The sequence below is a fragment of the Kitasatospora sp. cg17-2 genome (assembly GCF_054031055.1).
Map to the genome: position 1 here is coordinate 6,482,257 of NZ_CM132923.1, position 21,957 is coordinate 6,504,213.

Annotated in this window: 12 protein-coding genes and 2 rRNA genes; 12 read left to right on the forward strand and 2 right to left on the reverse strand. The window is 70.1% G+C overall.

Translation table 11 applies throughout. The features are described 5' to 3' along the window. Nucleotides 1–37 precede the first annotated feature (37 nt). From ACW14Y_RS27340 to ACW14Y_RS27350, 3 genes are all read left to right on the forward strand, one after another. Nucleotides 38–3,159 (forward strand): 23S ribosomal RNA (locus tag ACW14Y_RS27340). A gap of 85 nt (nucleotides 3,160–3,244) precedes the next feature. Further along, a 5S ribosomal RNA gene (gene rrf / locus ACW14Y_RS27345) occupies nucleotides 3,245–3,361 on the forward strand. A gap of 95 nt (nucleotides 3,362–3,456) precedes the next feature. Continuing rightward, nucleotides 3,457–4,293, forward strand: a complete 837-nt coding sequence (locus ACW14Y_RS27350) for a phosphatase PAP2 family protein (RefSeq protein WP_380437195.1) — start codon at nucleotides 3,457–3,459, stop codon at nucleotides 4,291–4,293. Nucleotides 4,294–4,362: 69 nt separating this feature from the next. On the opposite strand, the gene ACW14Y_RS27355 is transcribed toward ACW14Y_RS27350, so the two are convergent. Beyond that, nucleotides 4,363–4,926: an acetate uptake transporter gene (locus ACW14Y_RS27355; protein ID WP_380304224.1), complete on the reverse strand. Its 564-nt coding sequence runs from the start codon at nucleotides 4,924–4,926 to the stop codon at nucleotides 4,363–4,365. A 333-nt stretch (nucleotides 4,927–5,259) separates the two neighbouring features. After that, nucleotides 5,260–7,818: a SpoIIE family protein phosphatase gene (locus ACW14Y_RS27360; protein WP_380304222.1), complete on the reverse strand. Its 2,559-nt coding sequence runs from the start codon at nucleotides 7,816–7,818 to the stop codon at nucleotides 5,260–5,262. 573 nt (nucleotides 7,819–8,391) lie between these two features. On the opposite strand from ACW14Y_RS27360, the gene ACW14Y_RS27365 reads away from it, so the two are divergent. From ACW14Y_RS27365 to ACW14Y_RS27405, 9 genes are all read left to right on the forward strand, one after another. After that, nucleotides 8,392–12,954: a HAMP domain-containing protein gene (locus ACW14Y_RS27365; protein WP_380304228.1), complete on the forward strand. Its 4,563-nt coding sequence runs from the start codon at nucleotides 8,392–8,394 to the stop codon at nucleotides 12,952–12,954. A 347-nt stretch (nucleotides 12,955–13,301) separates the two neighbouring features. Next, a complete protein-coding gene (locus ACW14Y_RS27370) occupies nucleotides 13,302–13,937 on the forward strand; it encodes a response regulator (RefSeq protein ID WP_030396687.1) in 636 nt (211 codons plus the stop codon). A gap of 157 nt (nucleotides 13,938–14,094) precedes the next feature. After that, nucleotides 14,095–16,788: a DNA translocase FtsK gene (locus ACW14Y_RS27375; protein WP_456983681.1), complete on the forward strand. Its 2,694-nt coding sequence runs from the start codon at nucleotides 14,095–14,097 to the stop codon at nucleotides 16,786–16,788. 306 nt (nucleotides 16,789–17,094) lie between these two features. Continuing rightward, nucleotides 17,095–17,967, forward strand: a complete 873-nt coding sequence (locus ACW14Y_RS27380) for a helix-turn-helix domain-containing protein (RefSeq protein WP_380304216.1) — start codon at nucleotides 17,095–17,097, stop codon at nucleotides 17,965–17,967. Nucleotides 17,968–18,063: 96 nt separating this feature from the next. Continuing rightward, complete coding sequence (gene rimO, locus ACW14Y_RS27385; RefSeq protein ID WP_380304214.1) at nucleotides 18,064–19,536, forward strand: 30S ribosomal protein S12 methylthiotransferase RimO; 1,473 nt, start codon at nucleotides 18,064–18,066, stop codon at nucleotides 19,534–19,536. Further along, nucleotides 19,533–20,171 (forward strand): CDP-diacylglycerol--glycerol-3-phosphate 3-phosphatidyltransferase, encoded by a 639-nt coding sequence (gene pgsA, locus ACW14Y_RS27390; RefSeq protein WP_380304212.1) that lies wholly within the window; start codon nucleotides 19,533–19,535, stop codon nucleotides 20,169–20,171. Before rimO ends, pgsA begins: the two co-directional genes overlap by 4 nt. Before the next feature lie 94 nt (nucleotides 20,172–20,265). Continuing rightward, complete coding sequence (locus ACW14Y_RS27395) at nucleotides 20,266–20,820, forward strand: CinA family protein (protein ID WP_456983682.1); 555 nt, start codon at nucleotides 20,266–20,268, stop codon at nucleotides 20,818–20,820. Nucleotides 20,821–21,204: 384 nt separating this feature from the next. Further along, nucleotides 21,205–21,573 carry a helix-turn-helix domain-containing protein gene (locus ACW14Y_RS27400; protein ID WP_266274422.1) on the forward strand — a complete coding sequence of 123 codons (369 nt, stop codon included), beginning with the start codon at nucleotides 21,205–21,207 and terminating at the stop codon, nucleotides 21,571–21,573. Nucleotides 21,574–21,625: 52 nt separating this feature from the next. Then, entirely contained in the window at nucleotides 21,626–21,922 is a 297-nt protein-coding gene (locus tag ACW14Y_RS27405) for a hypothetical protein (RefSeq protein WP_380304208.1), read from the forward strand. The last annotated feature ends 35 nt before the right edge of the window (nucleotides 21,923–21,957 follow it).

Below are 21,957 nucleotides of genomic sequence, written 5' to 3' on the forward strand. Positions count from 1 at the left end.
GTTGTTTGAGAACTGCACAGTGGACGCGAGCATCTGTGGCCAAGTTTTTAAGGGCGCACGGTGGATGCCTTGGCACCAGGAACCGATGAAGGACGTGGGAGGCCACGATAGTCCCCGGGGAGCCGTCAACCAGGCTTTGATCCGGGGGTTTCCGAATGGGGAAACCCGGCAGTCGTCATGGGCTGTCACCCATACCTGAACACATAGGGTATGTGGAGGGAACGCGGGGAAGTGAAACATCTCAGTACCCGCAGGAAGAGAAAACAACCGTGATTCCGGGAGTAGTGGCGAGCGAAACCGGATGAGGCTAAACCGTATTGGTGTGAGACCCGGCAGGGGTTGCCAATACGGGGTCGTGGGATTTTTCTTGACCGGTCTGCTTACCGGTCGGCGAGTCAGAAACCGTACAGGTAGTCGAAGGACATGCGAAAGGTCCGGCGTAGAGGGTAAGACCCCCGTAGGCGAAATCTGTACGGCTCGTTTGAAGAACTCCCAAGTAGCACGGGGCCCGAGAAATCCCGTGTGAATCTGGCGGGACCACCCGCTAAGCCTAAATATTCCCTGGTGACCGATAGCGGATAGTACCGTGAGGGAATGGTGAAAAGTACCGCGGGAGCGGAGTGAAATAGTACCTGAAACCGTGTGCCTACAAGCCGTGGGAGCGTCGGACATGCAGCTTGCTGTGTGTCTCGTGACTGCGTGCCTTTTGAAGAATGAGCCTGCGAGTTTGCGGTGTGTAGCGAGGTTAACCCGTGTGGGGTAGCCGTAGCGAAAGCGAGTCCGAACAGGGCGATACAGTTGCATGCCCAAGACCCGAAGCGGAGTGATCTAGCCATGGGCAGGTTGAAGCGGAGGTAAGACTTCGTGGAGGACCGAACCCACCAGGGTTGAAAACCTGGGGGATGACCTGTGGTTAGGGGTGAAAGGCCAATCAAACTCCGTGATAGCTGGTTCTCCCCGAAATGCATTTAGGTGCAGCGTCACGTGTTTCTTGCCGGAGGTAGAGCACTGGATAGGCGATGGGCCTCACCGGGTTACTGACCTTAGCCAAACTCCGAATGCCGGTAAGTGAGAGCGTGGCAGTGAGACTGTGGGGGATAAGCTCCATGGTCGAGAGGGAAACAGCCCAGAACACCGACTAAGGTCCCTAAGCGTGTGCTAAGTGGGAAAGGATGTGGAGTCGCAGAGACAACCAGGAGGTTGGCTTAGAAGCAGCCACCCTTGAAAGAGTGCGTAATAGCTCACTGGTCAAGTGATTCCGCGCCGACAATGTAGCGGGGCTCAAGCACATCACCGAAGTCGTGTCATTGCAGCATATAGGGCCAACGCCTGCTGTGATGGGTAGGGGAGCGTCGTGTGCCGGGTGAAGCGGCGGTGGAAACCAGTCGTGGACGGTACACGAGTGAGAATGCAGGCATGAGTAGCGATACAAGAGTGGGAAACTCTTGCGCCGATTGACCAAGGGTTCCTGGGTCAAGCTGATCTGCCCAGGGTAAGTCGGGACCTAAGGCGAGGCCGACAGGCGTAGTCGATGGACAACGGGTTGATATTCCCGTACCCGCTTTGAAGCGCCAACGCTGAACCAGGTGATGCTAAAGCCGTGAAGCCGGCCCGGAGTCTTCGGACAAAGGGACGTGGTGGAGCCGCTGGACCAAGTCTGTACTAGGTGAGCGATGGGGTGACGCAGGAAGGTAGTCCAGCCCGGGCGGTGGTTGTCCCGGGGTAAGGGTGTAGGGCGTTGTGTAGGCAAATCCGCACAACACGTAGCCTGAGACCTGATGCCGAGCCGATTGTGGTGAAGTGGATGATCCTATGCTGTCGAGAAAAGCCTCTAGCGAGTTTCATGGCGGCCCGTACCCCAAACCGACTCAGGTGGTCAGGTAGAGAATACCGAGGCGTTCGGGTGAACTATGGTTAAGGAACTCGGCAAAATGCCCCCGTAACTTCGGGAGAAGGGGGCCATTCCTGGTGACGGCACTTGCTGCCAGAGCTGGGGGTGGCCGCAGAGACCAGCGAGAAGCGACTGTTTACTAAAAACACAGGTCCGTGCGAAGCCGTAAGGCGATGTATACGGACTGACGCCTGCCCGGTGCTGGAACGTTAAGGGGACCGGTTAGCTCTGATTCGTCGGGGCGAAGCTGAGAACTTAAGCGCCAGTAAACGGCGGTGGTAACTATAACCATCCTAAGGTAGCGAAATTCCTTGTCGGGTAAGTTCCGACCTGCACGAATGGCGTAACGACTTCTCGACTGTCTCAACCATAGGCCCGGTGAAATTGCATTACGAGTAAAGATGCTCGTTTCGCGCAGCAGGACGGAAAGACCCCGGGACCTTTACTATAGCTTGATATTGGTGTTCGGTTCGGCTTGTGTAGGATAGGTGGGAGACTTTGAAGCCGTGACGCCAGTCATGGTGGAGTCGTCGTTGAAATACCACTCTGGTCGTGCTGGATGTCTAACCTGGGTCCGTGATCCGGATCAGGGACAGTGTCTGGTGGGTAGTTTAACTGGGGCGGTTGCCTCCTAAAGAGTAACGGAGGCGCCCAAAGGTTCCCTCAGCCTGGTTGGCAATCAGGTGTTGAGTGTAAGTGCACAAGGGAGCTTGACTGTGAGACTGACGGGTCGAGCAGGGACGAAAGTCGGGACTAGTGATCCGGCGGTGGCTTGTGGAAGCGCCGTCGCTCAACGGATAAAAGGTACCCCGGGGATAACAGGCTGATCTTCCCCAAGAGTCCATATCGACGGGATGGTTTGGCACCTCGATGTCGGCTCGTCGCATCCTGGGGCTGGAGTAGGTCCCAAGGGTTGGGCTGTTCGCCCATTAAAGCGGTACGCGAGCTGGGTTTAGAACGTCGTGAGACAGTTCGGTCCCTATCCGCTGTGCGCGTAGGAGTGTTGAGAAGGGCTGTCCCTAGTACGAGAGGACCGGGACGGACGAACCTCTGGTGTGCCAGTTGTCCTGCCAAGGGCATGGCTGGTTGGCTACGTTCGGGAGGGATAACCGCTGAAAGCATCTAAGCGGGAAGCCTGCTTCGAGATGAGCACTCCCACCTCCTTGAGAGGGTAAGGCTCCCAGTAGACGACTGGGTTGATAGGCCGGATATGGAAGCCCTGTGAGGGGTGGAGTTGACCGGTACTAATAGGCCGAGGGCTTGTCCTCAGTTGCTCGCGTCCACTGTGTTGTTCTGAAACAACGACCCCCACGGCATGGCCTGTCGTGGGTGCGGTTGACAGTTTCATAGTGTTTCGGTGGTCATAGCGTGAGGGAAACGCCCGGTTACATTCCGAACCCGGAAGCTAAGCCTCACAGCGCCGATGGTACTGCAGGGGGGACCCTGTGGGAGAGTAGGACGCCGCCGAACAATCATTCCAAAAAGACCCCCTCCGGTTCAGGAGGGGGTCTTTTTGCGTTAACGTCTCCCCACTACGTCCGCGCTCGGTGGAGAGGCACGAACCGTTGCAGAACCTGACCCTTACCTGGCAGTCCGCCGGGGGTACCGCGGCCGTGCTCTACGGGGGCTCGTACGTGGCGGCCCGGGTGCGGCGACGCGGTGTCTCGACGGTCCTGCGGGAGGCCGGCACCCTGCTCGCGCTGTTCGCGCTCTGGCAACTGGTCGGACGCCTCTCGCTGATGAGCACCGAACACGCCCTGGACCGCGCCCGCTGGATCCACGGGACGGAACTGGCGGTCGGACTGCCCGACGAGGCCTCCTGGCAGGCCGCGGTGACGCCGTACCCGGTCCTGGTGAAGCTGGCGAACTACTACTACGCGTCGATGCACTTCACCGTGATGATCGCGGTGCTGGTCTGGGTCTTCGTCAGACACCGGGAGCGGTACGCCTGGGTGCGGACCACGGTGGTGATCACGACGGCGGTCTGTCTGGCCGTCCAGTTCATCCCGGTGGCGCCGCCCCGGATGCTGCCGGAGAAGGGGTTCGTCGACGTCGCGGCGGAGTACGGGCAGTCGGTCTACGGCGGTGGGGTCGGCGGGCTGGTGCAGGCCGCGCAGCTGTCGGCGATGCCGTCCGTCCATGTGGCGTGGTGCGTGCTGGTGGCGGTCGCGGTGGTGCGGGTCTCGCGGAGCCCGCTGCGGTGGTTGATGGTGCTGCACCCGGTGCTGACCGTCACGGTCGTGGTGGTGACGGCCAACCACTTCTGGGCGGACGGCCTGGTCGCGGTGGCGATCCTGCTGCTGGCCTACGCGGCCCAGAGCGGCTTCGCGCGGTGGCGGGCCCGGAACACGGCGGACGTCCGGCCGGAGGCCGGACGGGACCGGGTGGGTGCCCGGGGCTGAGCCGACGTACGGCAGGCCGGTGGGCCGGGCCCCGTGGGGGGAGGGTCTGGCCCACCGGTGCACCCGCCGTTACTTGACCGGCAGGGCGTCACGGCCCCACGCGCTGTTGGTCAGCGACGCGGTGGCCCAGTACCAGGCCGCCAGCCCGGAGGCCGCGGCGATCCAGCCGGCCGCCTTGGCAAGGCCGCCGGAGGTGTTGAAGGTGGCGATCGCGGAGAGGAACAGCGAGACCGTCAGCAGGCCGTAGACCACGCGGCTGAACAGACCGGCGTTCCAGCTGGCCGCGGTCAGGGTGAGCGCGAGCAGGGCCCAGAGCAGCAGGAACAGGCCGGCCGCGTTCTTGCCGGCGCCGGAGGCCGTGGACCAGGTGGCCCAGAAGGCACCGAGGCTGGTGAAGGCCGTCCCGGTGAATCCCTCGCCGCCGCGGAGCTGCCAGAGGCCGGCGACGAACAGGGTGATGCCGCCGAGGATGTGGGCGAGATGGGCCGAGTTCGCCGCGGCTGTGCCGCTGAACAGGCCGGTCGAGAGAACGCCGTAGGCGAGGAGGGTCAGGCCGAGTGCGAGGTAACCGAGGTTACCCGCGTCGGCACCGGTGGAGCGGGCGTTCAGTGCCCCGGTAGCTTCATTGCTCACCGGAGGCTCCTTTCACTCATGGGCGCGCGCAAGGGCGCAGTGAACGCGGGATGAGTTTCGATGAGGTGAAGGCGCACGACCGCGCCGGGTGCGCACGGCTGGAGCGTGCGACGGCTGCGGTCAGAAAGCTGGCCAGCGAAAGAGCCGCTGGTCACGTCCCCTCCGGGGGGATTCCCCGGTGAGATCGGTGTACCCACGGTGAGCGGGCTTGTACCCTTGTGAATCGCACATTTTGTGTCGACGGCCCGTCGCGGATCGTTCAGGCTGCGACAGTCCGACGGACAAGCCCGGTCCGACAGGACAGGACGGGCCCGGTCGGGGCCGGGGCCGGACTCAGGTGGTCCGCTGGGTGGGCACCCGCAGGGTGAGGATGGCCATGTCGTCGGACGGCGGCTCGGGGGCGAAGCGTTCGACCGCCCGCTGGACGCGCAGCGCGACCGCTCCGGCGGTGAGGCCGGTGCAGCCGGTGAGCACCTCGGCGAGGCCGTCGTCGCCCAGCATCCGCAGGCCCTCGCGGCGCTCGGTGACGCCGTCGGTGACGCAGAGCAGGACCTCGCCGGGGTGGAGCACCAGGTGCTCGGCGGTGAGGTCGAGCTCGTCCATGACGCCGAGCAGCGGCTGCGGGGTGGCGGCCCGGTCGACCCGGCCGTCGGTGCGCAGCCGCAGGGGCAGCGGATGGCCGGCGCAGACCATGGAGAGTTCGGTGCTGCCGTCGGGGCGGGGGGTCAGCTCGCCGTAGAGCAGGGTGAGGAAGCGGCTGCGCGAACCCTCGTCCAGGATCGCGGTGTTGAGCCGGCTGAGGACCTGCGGGGCGTCCAGGCCCTCGCGGGCGAGCAGCCGCAGCGAGTGCCGGGCGAGGCCGGTCACCGAGGCGGCCTCGGGGCCGGTGCCGCAGACGTCGCCGATGGCGAAGCCGTAGGTGCCCTCGCGGATCGGGAAGAGGTCGTAGAAGTCGCCGCCGACCTCGTTGCCCTCGCCGGCGGCCTGGTAGTAGACGTCCACCTCGACGCCCGGGATGTCGGGCAGGTCCGGCGGCAGCAGGCTGCGCTGCAGGGCCTGGCTGGTGGCCGTGCGCTCGGAGTAGAGCCGGGAGTTGTCCAGGGCGAGGGCGGCCCGGCGGGAGAGGTCCTCGGCGAGTTCCAGGACCTCCTGGCGGAACCGGACGCCGGCCGGGGTGCCGAGTGCGAGCAGGCCGATCACCCGGTTGCGGGCGGTCAGCGGCAGGACGACGGTCTCGCCGAGGAGGCCGCCGAGGCCGGGCTCGTCGGCGAAGCCGCTGCCGTCGGCGGTCTCGACGGGTCCGGCCCAGAAGCGGGCGCCGTGGGTGGGGCCGGCGTCCGGGGCGGTGGTCTTGTCGAGCAGGGCGCGCAGCGGGTCGATCCGGTCCTCGTCCTCGTGCAGGACGAAGGCCAGTGAGGCGGGGGCGCCGTGGTCGCCGTTGGTGTAGACGGCGCACCAGGAGGCGAGGGTGGGGACGGCCATCTGTGCCATCAGGGCCAGCGTCTGCTCGTGTTCGAGGGTGCCGGCCAGCAGGTCGGAGGCCTCGACCAGGAAGGACAGCGAGCCGCGGCGCAGCCGTTCGAGCTCGGTGAGCCGGGTGGACTCGACGGCGAGCGCGAGCCGGTCGGCGGCGGACTGGAGCCGCAGCGCGTCCTCGTTGTCGTAGCGGCCGGGGGCGGCGGTGGCGATGCCGAGCGAGCCGATCAGGCGGCCCTCGACCTTGAGCGGGACGGTGAGCAGGGAGCGCAGGGCGCTGCCGTCGAGCACGGTCCGGCCGGTGGGCCGGGCGGTGAGGTCCTCGTGCACGGAGGGGAGGCGGGGCGAGTCGTAGCGGTTGCCGGTGTCGACCGGGAAGCGGGTGTGCGGCCGGATCGCGGTGGGCAGTCCGGTGGTGGCGCGGAGCTCGAACTCGGTCTCGTCCTCGGTGGTGAGCAGGACGTAGGCGGCGTCGGCGTCGAGCAGGTCGCGGGCGCGTTCGACGGTGTGCTGCAGCAGGGTGTCGAGGTCCTCGCCGCTGCCGAGGCCGGCCAGCAGGTCGAGCCGGGGTGCCGGTTCGGCGCGGTCGCCGGGCAGGGCGCGGGCGGGGGAGCGCAGGACGGCGCGGTCGTCGTCGAGGACCAGCAGACAGAGCGTGGACGGGGTGCCGTCGGTGTCGCGCAGGCGGACCTGGACGCCGTAGACGTCGGTGGTGGTGCCGTCGGCGCGGCGCAGCGCGTAGCCGCCCTCCCAGCGGGCGAGCCGCAGGGTGGCGGCGAGGCCGAGGCCGGCCTCGGCGGGCTGGGGCCAGACGGCGAGGTCGGCCCAGGGGCGGCCGAGCACGGTGTCGGCGGGGTGCTGGAACAGCGCCTCGGCGTCGGGGTTCCAGGCGAGCACCCGGCCGTCGTCGTCGAGCTGGACGACGGCGACGTGCACCGGGCCGCTGCTGCGGGGCAGTTCGCTGCCGGGGGTGGCGGGCAGCGCGTAGCGGGTGCCGGCGGTGTGCGCGGGCAGGGCGAGCCGGAACCAGACGGTCTTGCGGCCGGAGCCGTACTCGACGCCCCAGCGTTCGGCGAGGGCGGCGCACATCAGCAGGCCCCGGCCGCCCTCGCCGTCGGCGTCGGCGTAGTGGTCGGAGGCGGTGGTGGGTACGTCGGCGAAGGTGGGCAGGCCGCGTTCGGGGTGGTGGTCGGTGACCTCGATCCTGACCGTGCCGTCCTCGCGCAGGCAGCAGACCTCGGCGGCGGTGCCGGCGTGCACGACGGCGTTGGTGACGAGTTCGCTGACCAGGACCACCGCGTCGTCGACGACCTCGGGCAGCCCCCAGCCCAGCAGCGCGTCGCGTACGAAGGCGCGGGCGGCGGAGGCCGACCGGCCCACGGGTTCGAAGGTGGCGGCTGCGCGCGCGGTGACCACGTTGCCACGTCTCCTCTGCTCTGGCCTGGCTGCCCGGGGGTGCGGCCTCGACTCCCGGTGCGTGCCGGCGGGTGGCGGCGGCGCTGGGGCGGGTCGGTGGCCCGGTGCAGCGCTCCACCCTACTTTCCGCTTGGTTCCCCGTGGGGGCGGGGCGTCGAAACAGGCACCGGAGGGTGATTCTGCCCACCCGTTTCGGACCGGGCCGGTACCAACCGAGCGCAACCGGTCTTGTACCGGGCGCGAGTGCTGCCAGACTGGGGGGTCCGCGATGTCCGTTCGGAGCAGTACGGTCGTTGCGGGTTCCGGTGGACCCGAGGGGCCCACCGGGACGTTCACCGGGACGGTTCCCGGCGGTGGGCCCCGGCGGGGCGCGGCCGCGGGCGCCCGGACAGTTCACGATCTGGGAGGGGCCCGTTGAGTTCGGCCACCAAGGACGCAACCGGTACGACGCCGCCCGCTCAGCGTGGCGGGCGGTCCGGGGCCGCGCCGCGGAGCGCGGCCGGCCGGCGTGCCAACCACAACCGCGGCGCCGAGCCGGCCGAGCTGCGCAAGCTGCTGGCCGCGCTGACGGCGATGCGGGACGGAAACTTCCGGCGCCGGCTGACGGTGCCCGGGGACGGACCGCTGGCGGAGATCGCCGCGGTGTTCAACGAGGTGGCGGAGCGCAACCAGCACCTGACGGGCGAGCTGGCCCGGGTGCGCCGTGCGGTGGGCCGCGAGGGCCGGCTGAACGAGCGGCTGGAGACCGGGGCCGGCGAGGGCGCCTGGATGGCGGCGGTCGACAACTGCAACTCGTTGATCGACGACCTGGCGCGGCCGATGGCCGAGGTGGGCCGGGTGCTGAGCTCGATCGCCGAGGGCGACCTGGACCAGAAGATGGAGCTGCGCTCGCTGCACAGCAACGGGGTGAGCCACCCGTTGCGCGGCGAGTACCTGAAGATCGGCCGCACCGTCAACGGGCTGGTGGACCAGCTGTCGGAGTTCACCGACGAGGTGACCCGGGTGGCCCGCGAGGTCGGCACCGAGGGCAAGCTGGGCGGCCAGGCGAAGGTGCGCAGCGTCTCCGGCAGCTGGAAGGACCTCGCGGACTCGGTCAACACCATGGCCGGCCGGCTGACCGCGCAGGTCCGCAACATCGCGCAGGTGACGACCGCGGTGGCCAAGGGCGACCTGTCCCGCAAGGTGACGGTCGAGGTGGCCGGCGAGATGCTGGAGCTGAAGAACACCGTCAATACGATGGTGGACCAGCTGAACGGCTTCGCGGCCCAGGTGACCCGGGTGGCCCGGGACGTGGGTACCGAGGGCCGGCTGGGCGGTCAGGCGCAGGTGCCGGGTGTCGCAGGGGTCTGGCGGGACCTCACCGATTCGGTGAACTTCATGGCGGACAACCTGACGGGTCAGGTCCGCAGCATCGCCCAGGTGACCACGGCGGTGGCGCGCGGCGACCTCTCGCAGAAGATCGAGGTGGACGCGCGCGGGGAGATCCTGGAGCTGAAGAACACCATCAACACGATGGTGGACCAGCTCTCGGGCTTCGCCGAGCAGGTGACCAGGGTGGCCCGCCAGGTGGGTACCGAGGGGCGGCTCGGCGGTCAGGCGCAGGTGCCGTGGGCGGCCGGGGTCTGGCGGGACCTCACGGACAACGTCAACTTCATGGCGAACAACCTCACCGACCAGGTGCGGAACATCGCCCAGGTGACCACGGCCGTGGCCCGGGGCGACCTCTCGCAGAAGATCCAGGTGGACGCCCGCGGGGAGATCCTGGAGCTGAAGAACACCATCAACACCATGGTCGACCAGTTGTCCGCCTTCGCGGACGAGGTGACCAGGGTGGCCCGGGACGTCGGCACCGAGGGCATCCTCGGTGGTCAGGCGAGCGTGCCGGGGGTGTCCGGCACCTGGAAGGACCTCACCAACAGCGTCAACCTGATGGCCAACAACCTGACCAGCCAGGTCCGCAACATCGCCGAGGTGACCACCGCGGTGGCCCGCGGGGACGTCTCGAAGAAGATCACCGTCGATGCCCGGGGCGAGATCCTGGAGCTGGTGACCACCGTGAACACGATGGTGGACCAGCTGTCGGCGTTCGCCGACGAGGTGACCCGGGTGGCGCGCGAGGTGGGCACCGAGGGCAACCTCGGCGGCCAGGCCCGGGTGCGCGGGGTGTCGGGCATCTGGAAGGACCTGACCGACAACGTCAACTTCATGGCCTCGAACCTCACCAGCCAGGTGCGGAACATCGCCGAGGTGGCGACGGCGGTGGCCTCGGGCGACCTCTCCAAGAAGATCACCATCGAGGCGCAGGGCGAGGTCGCGGCGCTCGCCGGGACGCTCAACACCATGGTCGACCAGCTGTCCGCGTTCGCGGTGGAGGTCACCCGGGTGGCCCGCGAGGTGGGTACCGACGGCATCCTGGGCGGTCAGGCGGGGGTGCCGGGCGTGGCCGGCATCTGGAAGGACTTGACCGACAACGTCAACCTGATGGCCAACAACCTGACCGGTCAGGTGCGGAACATCGCGCTGGTGATCACGGCGGTGGCGCGCGGCGACCTGTCGCAGAAGATCGACGTCGACGCGCGCGGCGAGATCCTGGAGCTCAAGACCAGCATCAACACCATGGTGGACCAGCTGTCGGCGTTCGCCGACGAGGTCACCCGGGTCGCCCGCGAGGTGGGCACCGACGGGCGGCTCGGCGGTCAGGCCCGGGTGCCCGGGGTGGACGGCACCTGGCAGGACCTCACCGAGTCCGTCAACGAGCTGGCGAACAACCTCACCCGGCAGGTGCGCGCGATCGCGCAGGTCGCCACCGCGGTGACCCGGGGCGACCTGTCGCTGCGGATCGACGTGGACGCCGCCGGAGAGCTCGACGAGCTCAAGGACAACATCAACCAGATGATCGCCAACCTGCGCGAGACCACCCGCACCAACCAGGAGCAGGACTGGCTGAAGACCAATCTGGCCCGGATCTCCGGCCTGCTCCAGGGCCGGCGCGATCTGGAGGCGGTGGCCTCGCTGATCATGACCGAGCTCACCCCGGTGGTCTCGGCCCAGCACGGCGCCTTCTTCCTCGCCCAGCCGGCCGGCCGTACCGCCGAGCTGATCACCGAGGACGACGACGAGAACGACACCGTGCTGCGGCTGATCGGCAGCTACGGCTACCAGCGCCGGGCGATGCCGACCACCTTCCACCCCGGTGAGTCGCTGATCGGCCAGGCCGCGGTGGAGAAGCGGGCGATCATCCTCAAGGAGGCGCCGCCCGGGTACCTGAAGATCGCCTCCGGGCTCGGCGAGGCCTCGCCGGCCCACATCGTGGTGCTGCCGGTGCTGTTCGAGGGCCGGCTGCTGGGGGTGATCGAGCTGGCCACCTTCAGCTCCTTCACCACCGTCGCGCTGGACTTCCTCAACCAGATCGCCGACCTCATCGGCGTCACCGTCAACACCATCAGCGTCAACACCAAGACCGAGGGCCTGCTGCTGGAGTCCCAGCGGCTGACCGCGGAACTCTCGATGCGGTCGGCGGAGTTGGAGGCGCGCCAGGAGGAACTGGAGCGCACCAACGAGGAGTTGCAGGAGAAGGCCGAGCAACTCGCCCAGCAGAACCGTGACATCGAGATCAAGAACAGCGAGATCGAGGAGGCGCGGCAGGTCCTGGAGGAGCGCGCCGAACAGCTCGCGCTGGCCTCCCGCTACAAGAGCGAGTTCCTCGCCAACATGTCGCACGAGCTGCGCACCCCGCTGAACTCGCTGCTGATCCTGGCCAAGCTGCTCTCCGACAACAACGAGGGCAACCTCTCGCCCAAGCAGGTCGAGTTCGCCGACACCATCCACGGCGCCGGGTCCGACCTGCTCCAGCTGATCAACGACATCCTCGACCTGTCCAAGGTGGAGGCGGGCAAGATGGACGTCCGGCCGGCCCGGATCGCCCTCGTCCAGCTGGTCGACTACGTCGAGGCGACGTTCCAGCCGGTCGCGCTGGACAAGAACCTGGAGTTCGAGGTGCGGGTCTCGCCGGCCCTGCCGGTCACCCTGCACACCGACGAGCAGCGGCTCCAGCAGGTGCTGCGCAACCTCATCTCCAACGCGGTGAAGTTCACCGACACCGGGGCCGTGGACTTCTCGATCAGCCCCGCGGGCGGGGGCGTGCCGCAGCACGTGCGCGAGCAGCTGCTGGAGGCGGGCGCGATCCAGGGGCCGGACGATCCGCTGATCGCCTTCACCGTCTCGGACACCGGGATCGGCATCCCGGGCGACAAGCTGCGGGAGATCTTCGAGCCGTTCCGGCAGGCCGACGGCACCACCAGTCGCAAGTACGGCGGCACCGGCCTCGGGCTGTCGATCAGCCGGGAGATCGCCCGGCTGCTCGGCGGCGAGATCCACGCCGAGAGCGAGCTGGGCAAGGGCTCGACCTTCACCCTCTACCTGCCGCTGCACACCGAGGCCCCGGGCGCCGGCCAGGCGCCGGGCATGCCCGCGCTGCGGGCCTCGGTCGGGGTGACCCCGGTCGGGACCCCGGTGCCGGTGGGGGAGAACCCGGCCGAGCACTGGGCGCAGGAGGTGCGCGAGCTGGTCGAGGTCCGCCGCCGGGGAGCGGTCGAGCGACGTCGCGGCGCGGCCCTGGACGTGCCGCCCGGCGGTGGCCGGTCCACCCCGGCCCGGCCCGCCGGCCTCCGTCCGGCCGAGGGGCGGGCGGCCGAGGGGCGCACCCTGGAGAGCGCCCCGGCGGTCCGGTCGGCCGGTCGCGGCGACCTCCGGTTCGACGGCGAGCAGGTGCTGATCGTCGACGACGACGTGCGCAACGTGTTCGCGCTCACCAGCGTGCTGGAGCAGCACGGTCTGACCGTGCTGTACGCGGAGAACGGCCGTGAGGGCATCGAGATGCTGGAGCAGCACGAGAACGTGGCGCTGGTCCTGATGGACATCATGATGCCGGAGATGGACGGCTACGCGACCACCGAGGCGATCCGGCGGATGCCCCAGTTCGCCGGTCTGCCGATCATCGCGCTGACCGCCAAGGCGATGAAGGGCGACAAGGAGAAGTCCCTGGCGGCCGGTGCCACCGACCACATCACCAAGCCGGTGGAGACCGACCACCTGCTGTCGGTGATGCACGAGTGGCTCACCCTCCGGAAGTCCTGAGGGCCGGGTGTCCGGTGCCCACCGGGCCCCGCGGAAGGCCGAGTTCGGCCCATGCGAATGGCGGGGGCGTGAATCCCGGAGTACGCTCCGGGGTTCACGCCGGTGGGTGGGCGGTTTGCTGGCGGGGAGGGTCGGGAACCGGGTAGGGTCACCGATCGTTGCGAACAGTGACCGAGTGACGACTCGCTGGTGAGCGTACGCCGGTGCACTGGCTGCGCACCGCTCCGGATCCGGACGCGACGGAGCGATGTGCCGGGCGAGGGGGTGCGGCTAGCATGACCGGGGTAGTGGTGGGCAGTACGCGGGTGCCTTCCCCAGGTAGGCAGGCGACAGGAGGGCGCGTCGTAATGCAGAAGGCGAAGATCCTCCTGGTCGACGACCGGCCGGAGAACCTCCTGGCACTGGAGGCGATCCTCTCGGCGCTGGACCAGACGCTGGTACGGGCGGCCTCCGGCGAGGAGGCGCTCAAGGCGCTGCTCACCGACGATTTCGCGGTGATCCTGCTGGACGTCCAGATGCCGGGGATGGACGGTTTCGAGACCGCCGCCCACATCAAGCGCCGCGAGCGCACCCGGGACATCCCGATCATCTTCCTGACCGCGATCAACCACGGGCCGCACCACACCTTCCGCGGCTACGCGGCCGGCGCGGTCGACTACATCTCGAAGCCCTTCGACCCCTGGGTGCTGCGCGCCAAGGTCTCGGTCTTCGTCGATCTCTACATGAAGAACTGCCAGCTGAAGGAGCAGGCGGCGCTGCTGCGGCTGCAGCTGGAGGCGACCGGCGCCGAGCCCGCCATCGGCGGCGCGCTGCTCGGCGAGCTGTCGGCCCGGCTGGCCGCCGTCGAGGAGCAGGCCGAGTCGCTGACCAAGCAGCTGGACGGCACCGAGGACGGCGGGGTGGCGGCCACCGCGGCGCACCTGGAGCGCAAGCTGACCGGACTCCGGCGGGCCCTGGACGCGCTGCGTCCCGGTACCGACTGAGACACGCCGGGCCCGCCCCCGAGGGCGGTCGGCCGGCCCGTCGGCGCTCACCCGTCCGGGTGAACACGACCGGGGTGACGGTGTGTCGGCGACACGTCCGGGCACCCCGGACGGACGACATGGGCACAGCTCGCGTGCCCCGGTAGGCTGCTGACCCATGGCCACACGCACGCCCGGAAGCGCGGCACGCAACCCGAGTCCGGGACCGTCCAAGAAGGCCGCGGCGAAGGCTCCGGCCAAGCCGCCCGCGAAGAAGGCGGCCGCCAAGAAGGCAGCCCCGGCGAAGAAGACGGCGGCCAAGCAGGCCCCGCCGCCGCCCCCGCCCCGGCCGATACTCTTCCGGGCCGTGCGCGCCGTCTGGCTCGGCGCGGCGCACGGCATCGGCGCGGTCTTCCGGGGCTTCGGCGACGGAGCGAAGAACCTCGACCCGGCGCACCGCAAGGACGGCCTCGGCCTGCTGCTGTTCGCGCTGGCCCTGGTGACCGCCGCCGGCACCTGGTTCAGTCCGCAGGGCTGGCTGGGCGAGGCGGCCACCAACGTGGTCTCCGGCCTGTTCGGCCGGCTCGACGCGCTGGTGCCCTTCCTGCTGGCCGCGGTGGCGGTCCGGCTGCTGCGCCACCCCGAGCTGCCGGAGGCCAACGGGCGGATCATGATCGGTCTGACCACCCTGCTGGTCGGGGTGCTCGGTCTGGTCCACATCGGCTGCGGCGCGCCCGCGATGGGCAGCGGCGCGACCCGGATAAGGACGGCCGGCGGGATCATCGGCTGGGCCGCGTCCACCCCGATGATGGCCGCGGCCGGGCCGGCCCTGGCGGTGCCGCTGCTGCTGCTGCTCGCCTTCTTCGGCCTGCTGGTCACCACCGCCACCCCGGTCAACCGGATCCCGGAGCGGATCCGCGCGGTCGGCGTCCGGCTCGGGGTGGTCGAGGCCGGTCCGCAGGGCACCGGGACCGAGGGGCGCACGCCGGAGCGCGAGCTCTCCCACGAGCCGCCGGAGGACGCCGATCCCTCGGCGCTGCCCTACACCCTGGAGACGGACGGCGAGGACTCGACGGACGAGGTGGCCGCCCGTCGGCGCCGTCGCAAGCGCAGGCCGGAGCAGGCCGGGGCGCCCGCCGACGAGCCGGACATGTTCACCAAGGAGGCCCTGGACCCGTACGCCACCCGGGACATCGCCGCCGGCGCCGCCGCCGACCTGGACGGCGCGCTGGTGTACGGCGTGCCCGCCTCCTCGGCGGTGGCGGACATGATGCACCAGGTGCAGGACCGCACCGCCCCGCCGGAGGAGCCCGCCGTCCCGGCCGCCAGGACCGGCGGCGCCGGCCCCGGCGCCCCCGAGGAGCACGGCCCGGCCCCGGTCCGGATGGAGCAGCTCCGGCTCTCCGAGGGCGTCGGCTACTCACTGCCCCCGCTCGACCTGCTGGAGCGCGGCGGCCCGGCCAAGGCCCGCAGCGCCCTCAACGACGAGGTGGTGGCCCAGCTCACCGGGACCTTCGGCGAGTTCAAGGTGGACGCCAGGGTGACCGGCTTCACCCGCGGCCCGACGGTCACCCGCTACGAGGTCGAGCTCGGCCCGGCCGTCAAGGTCGAGCGGATCACCGCGCTGGCCAAGAACATCGCCTACGCGGTGGCCAGCCCGGACGTCCGGATCATCAGCCCGATCCCGGGCAAGTCCGCGGTCGGCATCGAGATCCCGAACCGGGACCGGGAGATGGTCAACCTCGGCGACCTGCTGCGCTCGCGCGCCGCCGCCGAGGACGCCCACCCGATGGTCGTCGGCATGGGCAAGGACGTCGAGGGCCACAGCGTGATGGCCAACCTCGCCAAGATGCCGCACATCCTGGTGGCCGGCGCGACCGGCGCGGGCAAGTCGTCCTGCATCAACTGCCTGATCACCTCGATCCTCGCCCGGGCCACCCCGGAAGAGGTGCGGATGGTGCTGGTCGACCCCAAGCGGGTCGAGCTGACCGCCTACGAGGGCATCCCGCACCTCATCACGCCGATCATCACCAACCCGAAGAAGGCCGCCGAGGCCCTCCAGTGGGTGGTCCGCGAGATGGACCTGCGCTACGACGACCTCGCCGCGTTCGGTTTCCGCCATGTGGACGACTTCAACGCGGCGGTCCGGGCCGGCACCGTCACCCCGCCGCTCGGCAGCGAGCGCGAGCTGACCCCGTACCCGTACCTGCTGGTGATCGTCGACGAGCTGGCCGACCTGATGATGGTCGCGCCGCGCGACGTCGAGGACTCGGTGGTCCGGATCACCCAGCTCGCCCGCGCGGCCGGCATCCACCTGGTGCTGGCCACCCAGCGGCCCTCGGTGGACGTGGTCACCGGCCTGATCAAGGCCAATGTGCCGTCCCGGCTGGCCTTCGCCACCTCGGCGATGGCCGACTCCCGGGTCATCCTGGACCAGCCCGGCGCCGAGAAGCTGATCGGCAAGGGCGACGCGCTGTTCCTGCCGATGGGGGCGAGCAAGCCGATCCGGATGCAGGGCGCGTTCGTCACCGAGGCCGAGATCGCCGCGGTGGTGAAGCACTGCAAGGAGCAGTCCTCGGTCGCCTACCGCGACGACGTAACGGTCGGCGGCGGGCCAAAGAAGGAGATCGACGAGGAGATCGGCGACGACCTGGAGCTGCTGATCCAGGCGGCCGAGCTGGTCGTCTCCACCCAGTTCGGCTCCACCTCGATGCTGCAGCGCAAGCTGCGGGTCGGCTTCGCCAAGGCCGGCCGGCTGATGGACCTGATGGAGTCGCGCGGCATCGTCGGGCCGAGCGAGGGCTCCAAGGCCCGCGACGTGCTGGTGCAGCCGGACGAGCTGGACGGGGTGATCGTCGCCATCCGCGGCTGAGGGTGCCGCGGTGGCCGGAGGGCGGTGTGTCGGGGCCCCGGGGAGTGTTCACCCGTTCGGACCGGGGTAGGCGGCGGGTGCGGAACCGATCGGGTGCGGACGGCGTCCCACGGGCAACGGACGATGTGCCACCCCGGTACGGGGGTCCCGGAGACGGCGGCCCCCGCACCGACGGACAGTCAGTGCACGCCCGGCCCCCGGCGGGGGCGGGCGAACGCATTCGGGCCTGTTCCGCTTGAGAAACGATCCGCTCCCGCCCCTAGACTGTTCCCCAGCAGGTGGCCAACCGCTCGAAAGGCGTGCACCGTGACCATCGGCAAGTCTCCCGACCGCGAGAACGCCCCGTCGTCCGCGCTGCCCTCCGGCACCGCGGAACAGACGGCCGATGCGCCCAGCATCGGCCGGGTGCTGTCCGCCGCCCGGATCGACGCCGGGCTCACGGTGGATCAGGTGAGCAGTGCCACCCGCGTGCGGGTGCCGATCGTGCACTCCATCGAGGAGGACGACTTCGGTCGCTGCGGCGGTGACTTCTACGCCCGCGGCCACATCCGCGCGATCGCCCAGCTGGTCCGCGTCGACGGCGAGGCCCTGGTGGCCCGCTACGACGCCGCGCACGGCGGCTCCCCGGCCTCCAAGCGGCCCACCGAGCTGATCGAGAGCGGCCCGATCAAGGTCCCCGGCCGGGGCCGCCCGAACTGGACGGCGGCGATGGTCGCCGCGATCGTCGCCGTGGTCGGAGTGATCGGCTTCAACCTGGTGAGCGGCAAGTCCGGCGTCGGCACCACCGGCTCCGCCAGCGCCCCGCTGCCCTCGGGCTCCGGCACCGGCTCGGTCGCCGCGGTCGCCCCGGCGCCCACCCCGACGGTCCAGCCGCCCGCGCCGGCGCCCAGCGCCGCCGCGATCGCCGCCGCCCCGGCCGACAAGGTCACCGTGAAGCTGGTGGCCGAGAAGGACACCAGCTGGGTCTCGGCGGTGGACGGCACCGGGAAGTCGCTGTTCCAGAACAACATCGAGGAAGGTCAGGACCAGACCTTCACCGACCCCAAGCAGATCAAGCTGGTGATCGGCAACGCCGGCGCCGTGCACGTGTACGTCAACGGCAAGGACCTCGGTCCGGCGGGCAAGAACGGCCAGGTGGTGCACGTCACGTACACCCCCGGCGACCCGCAGGCGGGCTGATGGCGAGGGGCGTCCGACCGGTCGGGAACCCGGCCGGGACCAACGTGTGGCCTCCGGGGCGAACGGCTCCGGCGGCCGCGCGTTAATCTTGGCCCTATGCCTGATCGCCGTACTGTCGCCCTTGTCACGCTCGGATGCGCCCGCAACGAGGTGGACTCCGAGGAACTCGCCGGGCGACTGGAGGCCGACGGCTGGTTGCTCGTGGACGACGCAGCCGAAGCCGACGTCGCCGTCGTCAACACCTGTGGCTTCGTCGAGGCCGCCAAGAAGGACTCCGTCGACGCCCTCCTGGAGGCCAACGACCTCAAGGGTCACGGCCGCACCCAGGCCGTCGTCGCGGTCGGCTGCATGGCCGAGCGCTACGGCAAGGAGCTCGCCGACGCGCTGCCCGAGGCCGACGGTGTGCTCGGCTTCGACGACTACTCGGACATCTCCGACCGCCTGCAGACCATCCTGTCCGGCGGCCACCACGCCCCGCACCTGCCGCGCGACCGCCGCAAGCTGCTCCCGCTGAGCCCCGTCGAGCGCCAGGCCGCCGCCGCCGAGGTGGCCGTGCCCGGGCACGGCGCCCCCGAGGACCTGCCGGACGGCCTCGCGCCCGCCTCCGGGCCGCGCACCCTGCGCAAGCGCCTGGACGACAACCCGGTCGCCTCCGTCAAGCTCGCCTCCGGCTGCGACCGGCGCTGCTCGTTCTGCGCCATCCCGGCCTTCCGCGGCTCGTTCATCTCCCGCCGCCCCTCGGACGTGCTGCACGAGGCCCAGTGGCTCGCCGGGGAGGGCGTCCGCGAGGTCGTCCTGGTCAGCGAGAACAACACCTCGTACGGCAAGGACCTCGGCGACATCCGACTGCTGGAGACCCTGCTCGGCGAGGTCGCCTCGATCGAGGGTGTGGAGCGGGTCCGGGTGTCCTACCTCCAGCCCGCCGAGATGCGCCCCGGGCTGATCGACGCCATGACCGGCACCGCGGACGTGGTGCCCTACTTCGACCTGTCGTTCCAGCACTCCGCGCCGGCCGTGCTGCGGCGGATGCGGCGCTTCGGCTCCACCGACCAGTTCCTGGAGCTGCTCGGCTCCATCCGCGGCAAGGCCCCGCAGGCCGGCGCCCGGTCCAACTTCATCGTCGGCTTCCCCGGTGAGACCGAGGCGGACTTCGCCGAGCTGGAGCGCTTCGTGACCCACGCCGGGCTGGACGCGATCGGCGTCTTCGGCTACTCGGACGAGGACGGCACCGAGGCCGCCGGCTACGACGGCAAGCTGCCGGAGGACGTGGTCGCCGACCGGCTGGCCCGGCTCACCCGGCTCGCCGAGGAGATGACCGCCCAGCGCGCCGAGGAGCGGATCGGCACCGAGGTCGAGGTGCTGGTCGAGTCGGTCGACGGGGACGTGGTCGAGGGCCGTGCCGCCCACCAGGCCCCGGAGACGGACGGCCTCACCACCCTGCTCGGGGTCGAGGACCCGGAGGTCGGGCAGTTCTACCGGGCCCGGGTGGTCGCCAGCGAGGGCGTCGACCTGGTCGCCGAGGCGCTGGAGCAGGTGCGGCTCCGCCGGGCGCCCGGAGTCGGGGAATGACCCAGGGGCCAGGCGCCCCGGCCGCGGCCCACCCGGGCAGACCGGCGGCCGTGGCGCCTCCGGCGCCGGGGATCTGGAACATCGCGAACGTGCTGACCATGGTCCGGCTGCTGCTGGTCCCGGTCTTCGTGTCCCTGCTGTTCGCCGACGGCGGGCACGATCCCAAGTGGCGCTCGGTGGCCTGGGCCTCCTTCGCGGTCGCGATGATCACCGATCTGTTCGACGGCGAGCTGGCCCGGCGCAAGGGCCTGGTCACCGACTTCGGCAAGATCGCCGATCCGATCGCGGACAAGACGATCATGGGCGCGGCGCTGATCGGGCTCTCGGTGCTGGGGGACCTCCCCTGGTGGGTCACCGTGGTGATCCTGGCCCGCGAGCTCGGCATCACGCTGATGCGGTTCTGGGTGATCCGCTTCGGCGTGATCCCGGCCAGCCGGGGCGGCAAGATCAAGACGCTCACCCAGGGCATCGCGGTCGGCATGTACGTGCTGGAGCTGACCGGCTGGCTGGCCACCGGCAGGGCCCTGCTGATGGGGGTCGCGGTACTGCTGACCGTCGGCACCGCGCTGGACTACGTGGGGCAGGCGCTGCGCCTCCGCCGGGAGGGTCTGGCCGCGCGGCGCACGACCGGGTGAATGCCGGGGCGGAGCGGCTCCCCGACGGCCCTCCGGGCCCACAATGACGGGTACTCCGGGGCGGGCCCGGGGAACGCGAGGGAGGGACGTCGGGATGAGCGGCGGAGCCGGGGCGGCCGATTCGGGGCCGGCCGAATTCGGGCCGGGTGATTTCGGGCCGGGTGATTTCGGACTGGCCGAGCGGGTGCACGCCGGGCTGCGGGCGGAGGGCGGCACGGTGGCCGTCGCGGAGTCGCTGACCGGCGGACTGCTGGCGGCCGCGCTGGTGGACGTCCCGGGGGCCTCCGCGACCTTCCGGGGGTCGGTGACCGCGTACGCGACCGAGCTGAAGGCCTCGGTGCTCGGGGTCGACGAGGGACTGCTGGCGGTCCACGGCCCGGTCCACCCGGTGGTGGCCCGGCAGATGGCCGAAGGCGTGCGGAAGCTGCTCGGCGCCACCTACGGGATCGCGACCACCGGAGTGGCCGGTCCGGAGCCGCAGGACGGGCAGCCGGTCGGCACGGTACACCTCGCGGTGGCCGGCCCGGGGGGAAGTCTGGTCAGTTCGCCACGGTTGTCGGGGGAGCGTGCCACAATCCGTCACGGGGCGGTGACCGCCGCTCTGGAGCTGCTCGTAGGGCGGCTCCCGTCCGGTACGCCCACGCGCTGAGCGTCGTCCGCACTGTCGTCACCGTGCCTCCGACCGTCCACGCACCACCTCGGACCCGGCTCCCGCCGAAGGCCGCTCGCAGGATCTCCGTCGAACCGGGATCCACCGAACTGGCGTGCGGGCATCGGACAACTGCAGGATCGTGTTACATCGGAGGCCCTGGTTGGGCAGAAACCAGGTGGCGAACGAGTGGCGCGGCGGTGACCCGGTGCCGCCCGGAGGGTACGACGGGGTGCCCACCGGCCCGGGCGCGACACCGAAACAGGGGAGGGGACAGCCTTGCAGCCCAGAGTGAACACGACCATGGTCCCCGCACGCGAAGCGGGCAAGGCGGTACGGTGGGGGCGTGACATCTCGATCCGCAGTCCGAGGAGGGAGGCACCGATGATCCTGCTCCGTCGCCTACTGGGCGATGTACTGCGTCGGCAGCGCCAGCGCCAGGGCCGCACACTCCGCGAGGTGTCGGCGGCAGCCAGGGTTTCGCTCGGATACCTCTCCGAGGTCGAGCGGGGACAGAAGGAGGCCTCCTCGGAGCTGCTCTCCGCCATCTGCGACGCACTCGACGTCCGGATGTCCGAGGTCATGCGCGAGGTCAGCGACGAACTGTCGCTCGCCGAACTTGCGGCGATGGCCACCCTCTCCGAAGGTGAACTGCTGAGGCCGGTGCTCGAACCGGTACCGCTGCCGGCCCCCGGTTCCGACCGGGCGAACATCTCGCCCAAGGCCGCCGCGATGGACGTGGTCGCCGCCTGACCCGGTCTCGGAGCGGGCCCTCTGCGGCCCGGGTCGAGCGAAGGAGGCGGTCGTGCGGAATGCGGCGGCGATGCGTGCCGGGGCCCGAATACGGCTCCGGCGGGTGCGGTCCCGGCGGGTCCTGGTGCTGCTGGCGCTCCTGACGGTCCTGGCCGTCGGGTCCGGCTGGTGGCTGTCGGCGGGTGCCGGACGGCTGCCCGAAGGGGCGATGCTGGGGCTGCTGGCGGCCGGGGGCTGGGGCCTCGGGCTGATCCCGGTCCATGCCGACCGGTGGTCCACCGGCCCCTCGCGACGCCGGACGGCTGAGCCGATCGGACCAGCGGCGGAGGCCGGGCCTCCGATCGGGTGAGACCGGGCGGGGCCGAGGGAACAGAACGCGGACGA

Coding starts and splice junctions, on each gene's coding strand:
- ACW14Y_RS27400 (WP_266274422.1), top strand. CDS start 21,205: ATGATCCTGCTCCGTCGCCTACTGGGCGATGTACTGCGTCGGCAGCGC.
- ACW14Y_RS27395 (WP_456983682.1), top strand. CDS start 20,266: ATGAGCGGCGGAGCCGGGGCGGCCGATTCGGGGCCGGCCGAATTCGGG.
- rimO (WP_380304214.1), top strand. CDS start 18,064: ATGCCTGATCGCCGTACTGTCGCCCTTGTCACGCTCGGATGCGCCCGC.
- ACW14Y_RS27375 (WP_456983681.1), top strand. CDS start 14,095: ATGGCCACACGCACGCCCGGAAGCGCGGCACGCAACCCGAGTCCGGGA.
- ACW14Y_RS27365 (WP_380304228.1), top strand. CDS start 8,392: ATGCGGGACGGAAACTTCCGGCGCCGGCTGACGGTGCCCGGGGACGGA.
- ACW14Y_RS27370 (WP_030396687.1), top strand. CDS start 13,302: ATGCAGAAGGCGAAGATCCTCCTGGTCGACGACCGGCCGGAGAACCTC.
- pgsA (WP_380304212.1), top strand. CDS start 19,533: ATGACCCAGGGGCCAGGCGCCCCGGCCGCGGCCCACCCGGGCAGACCG.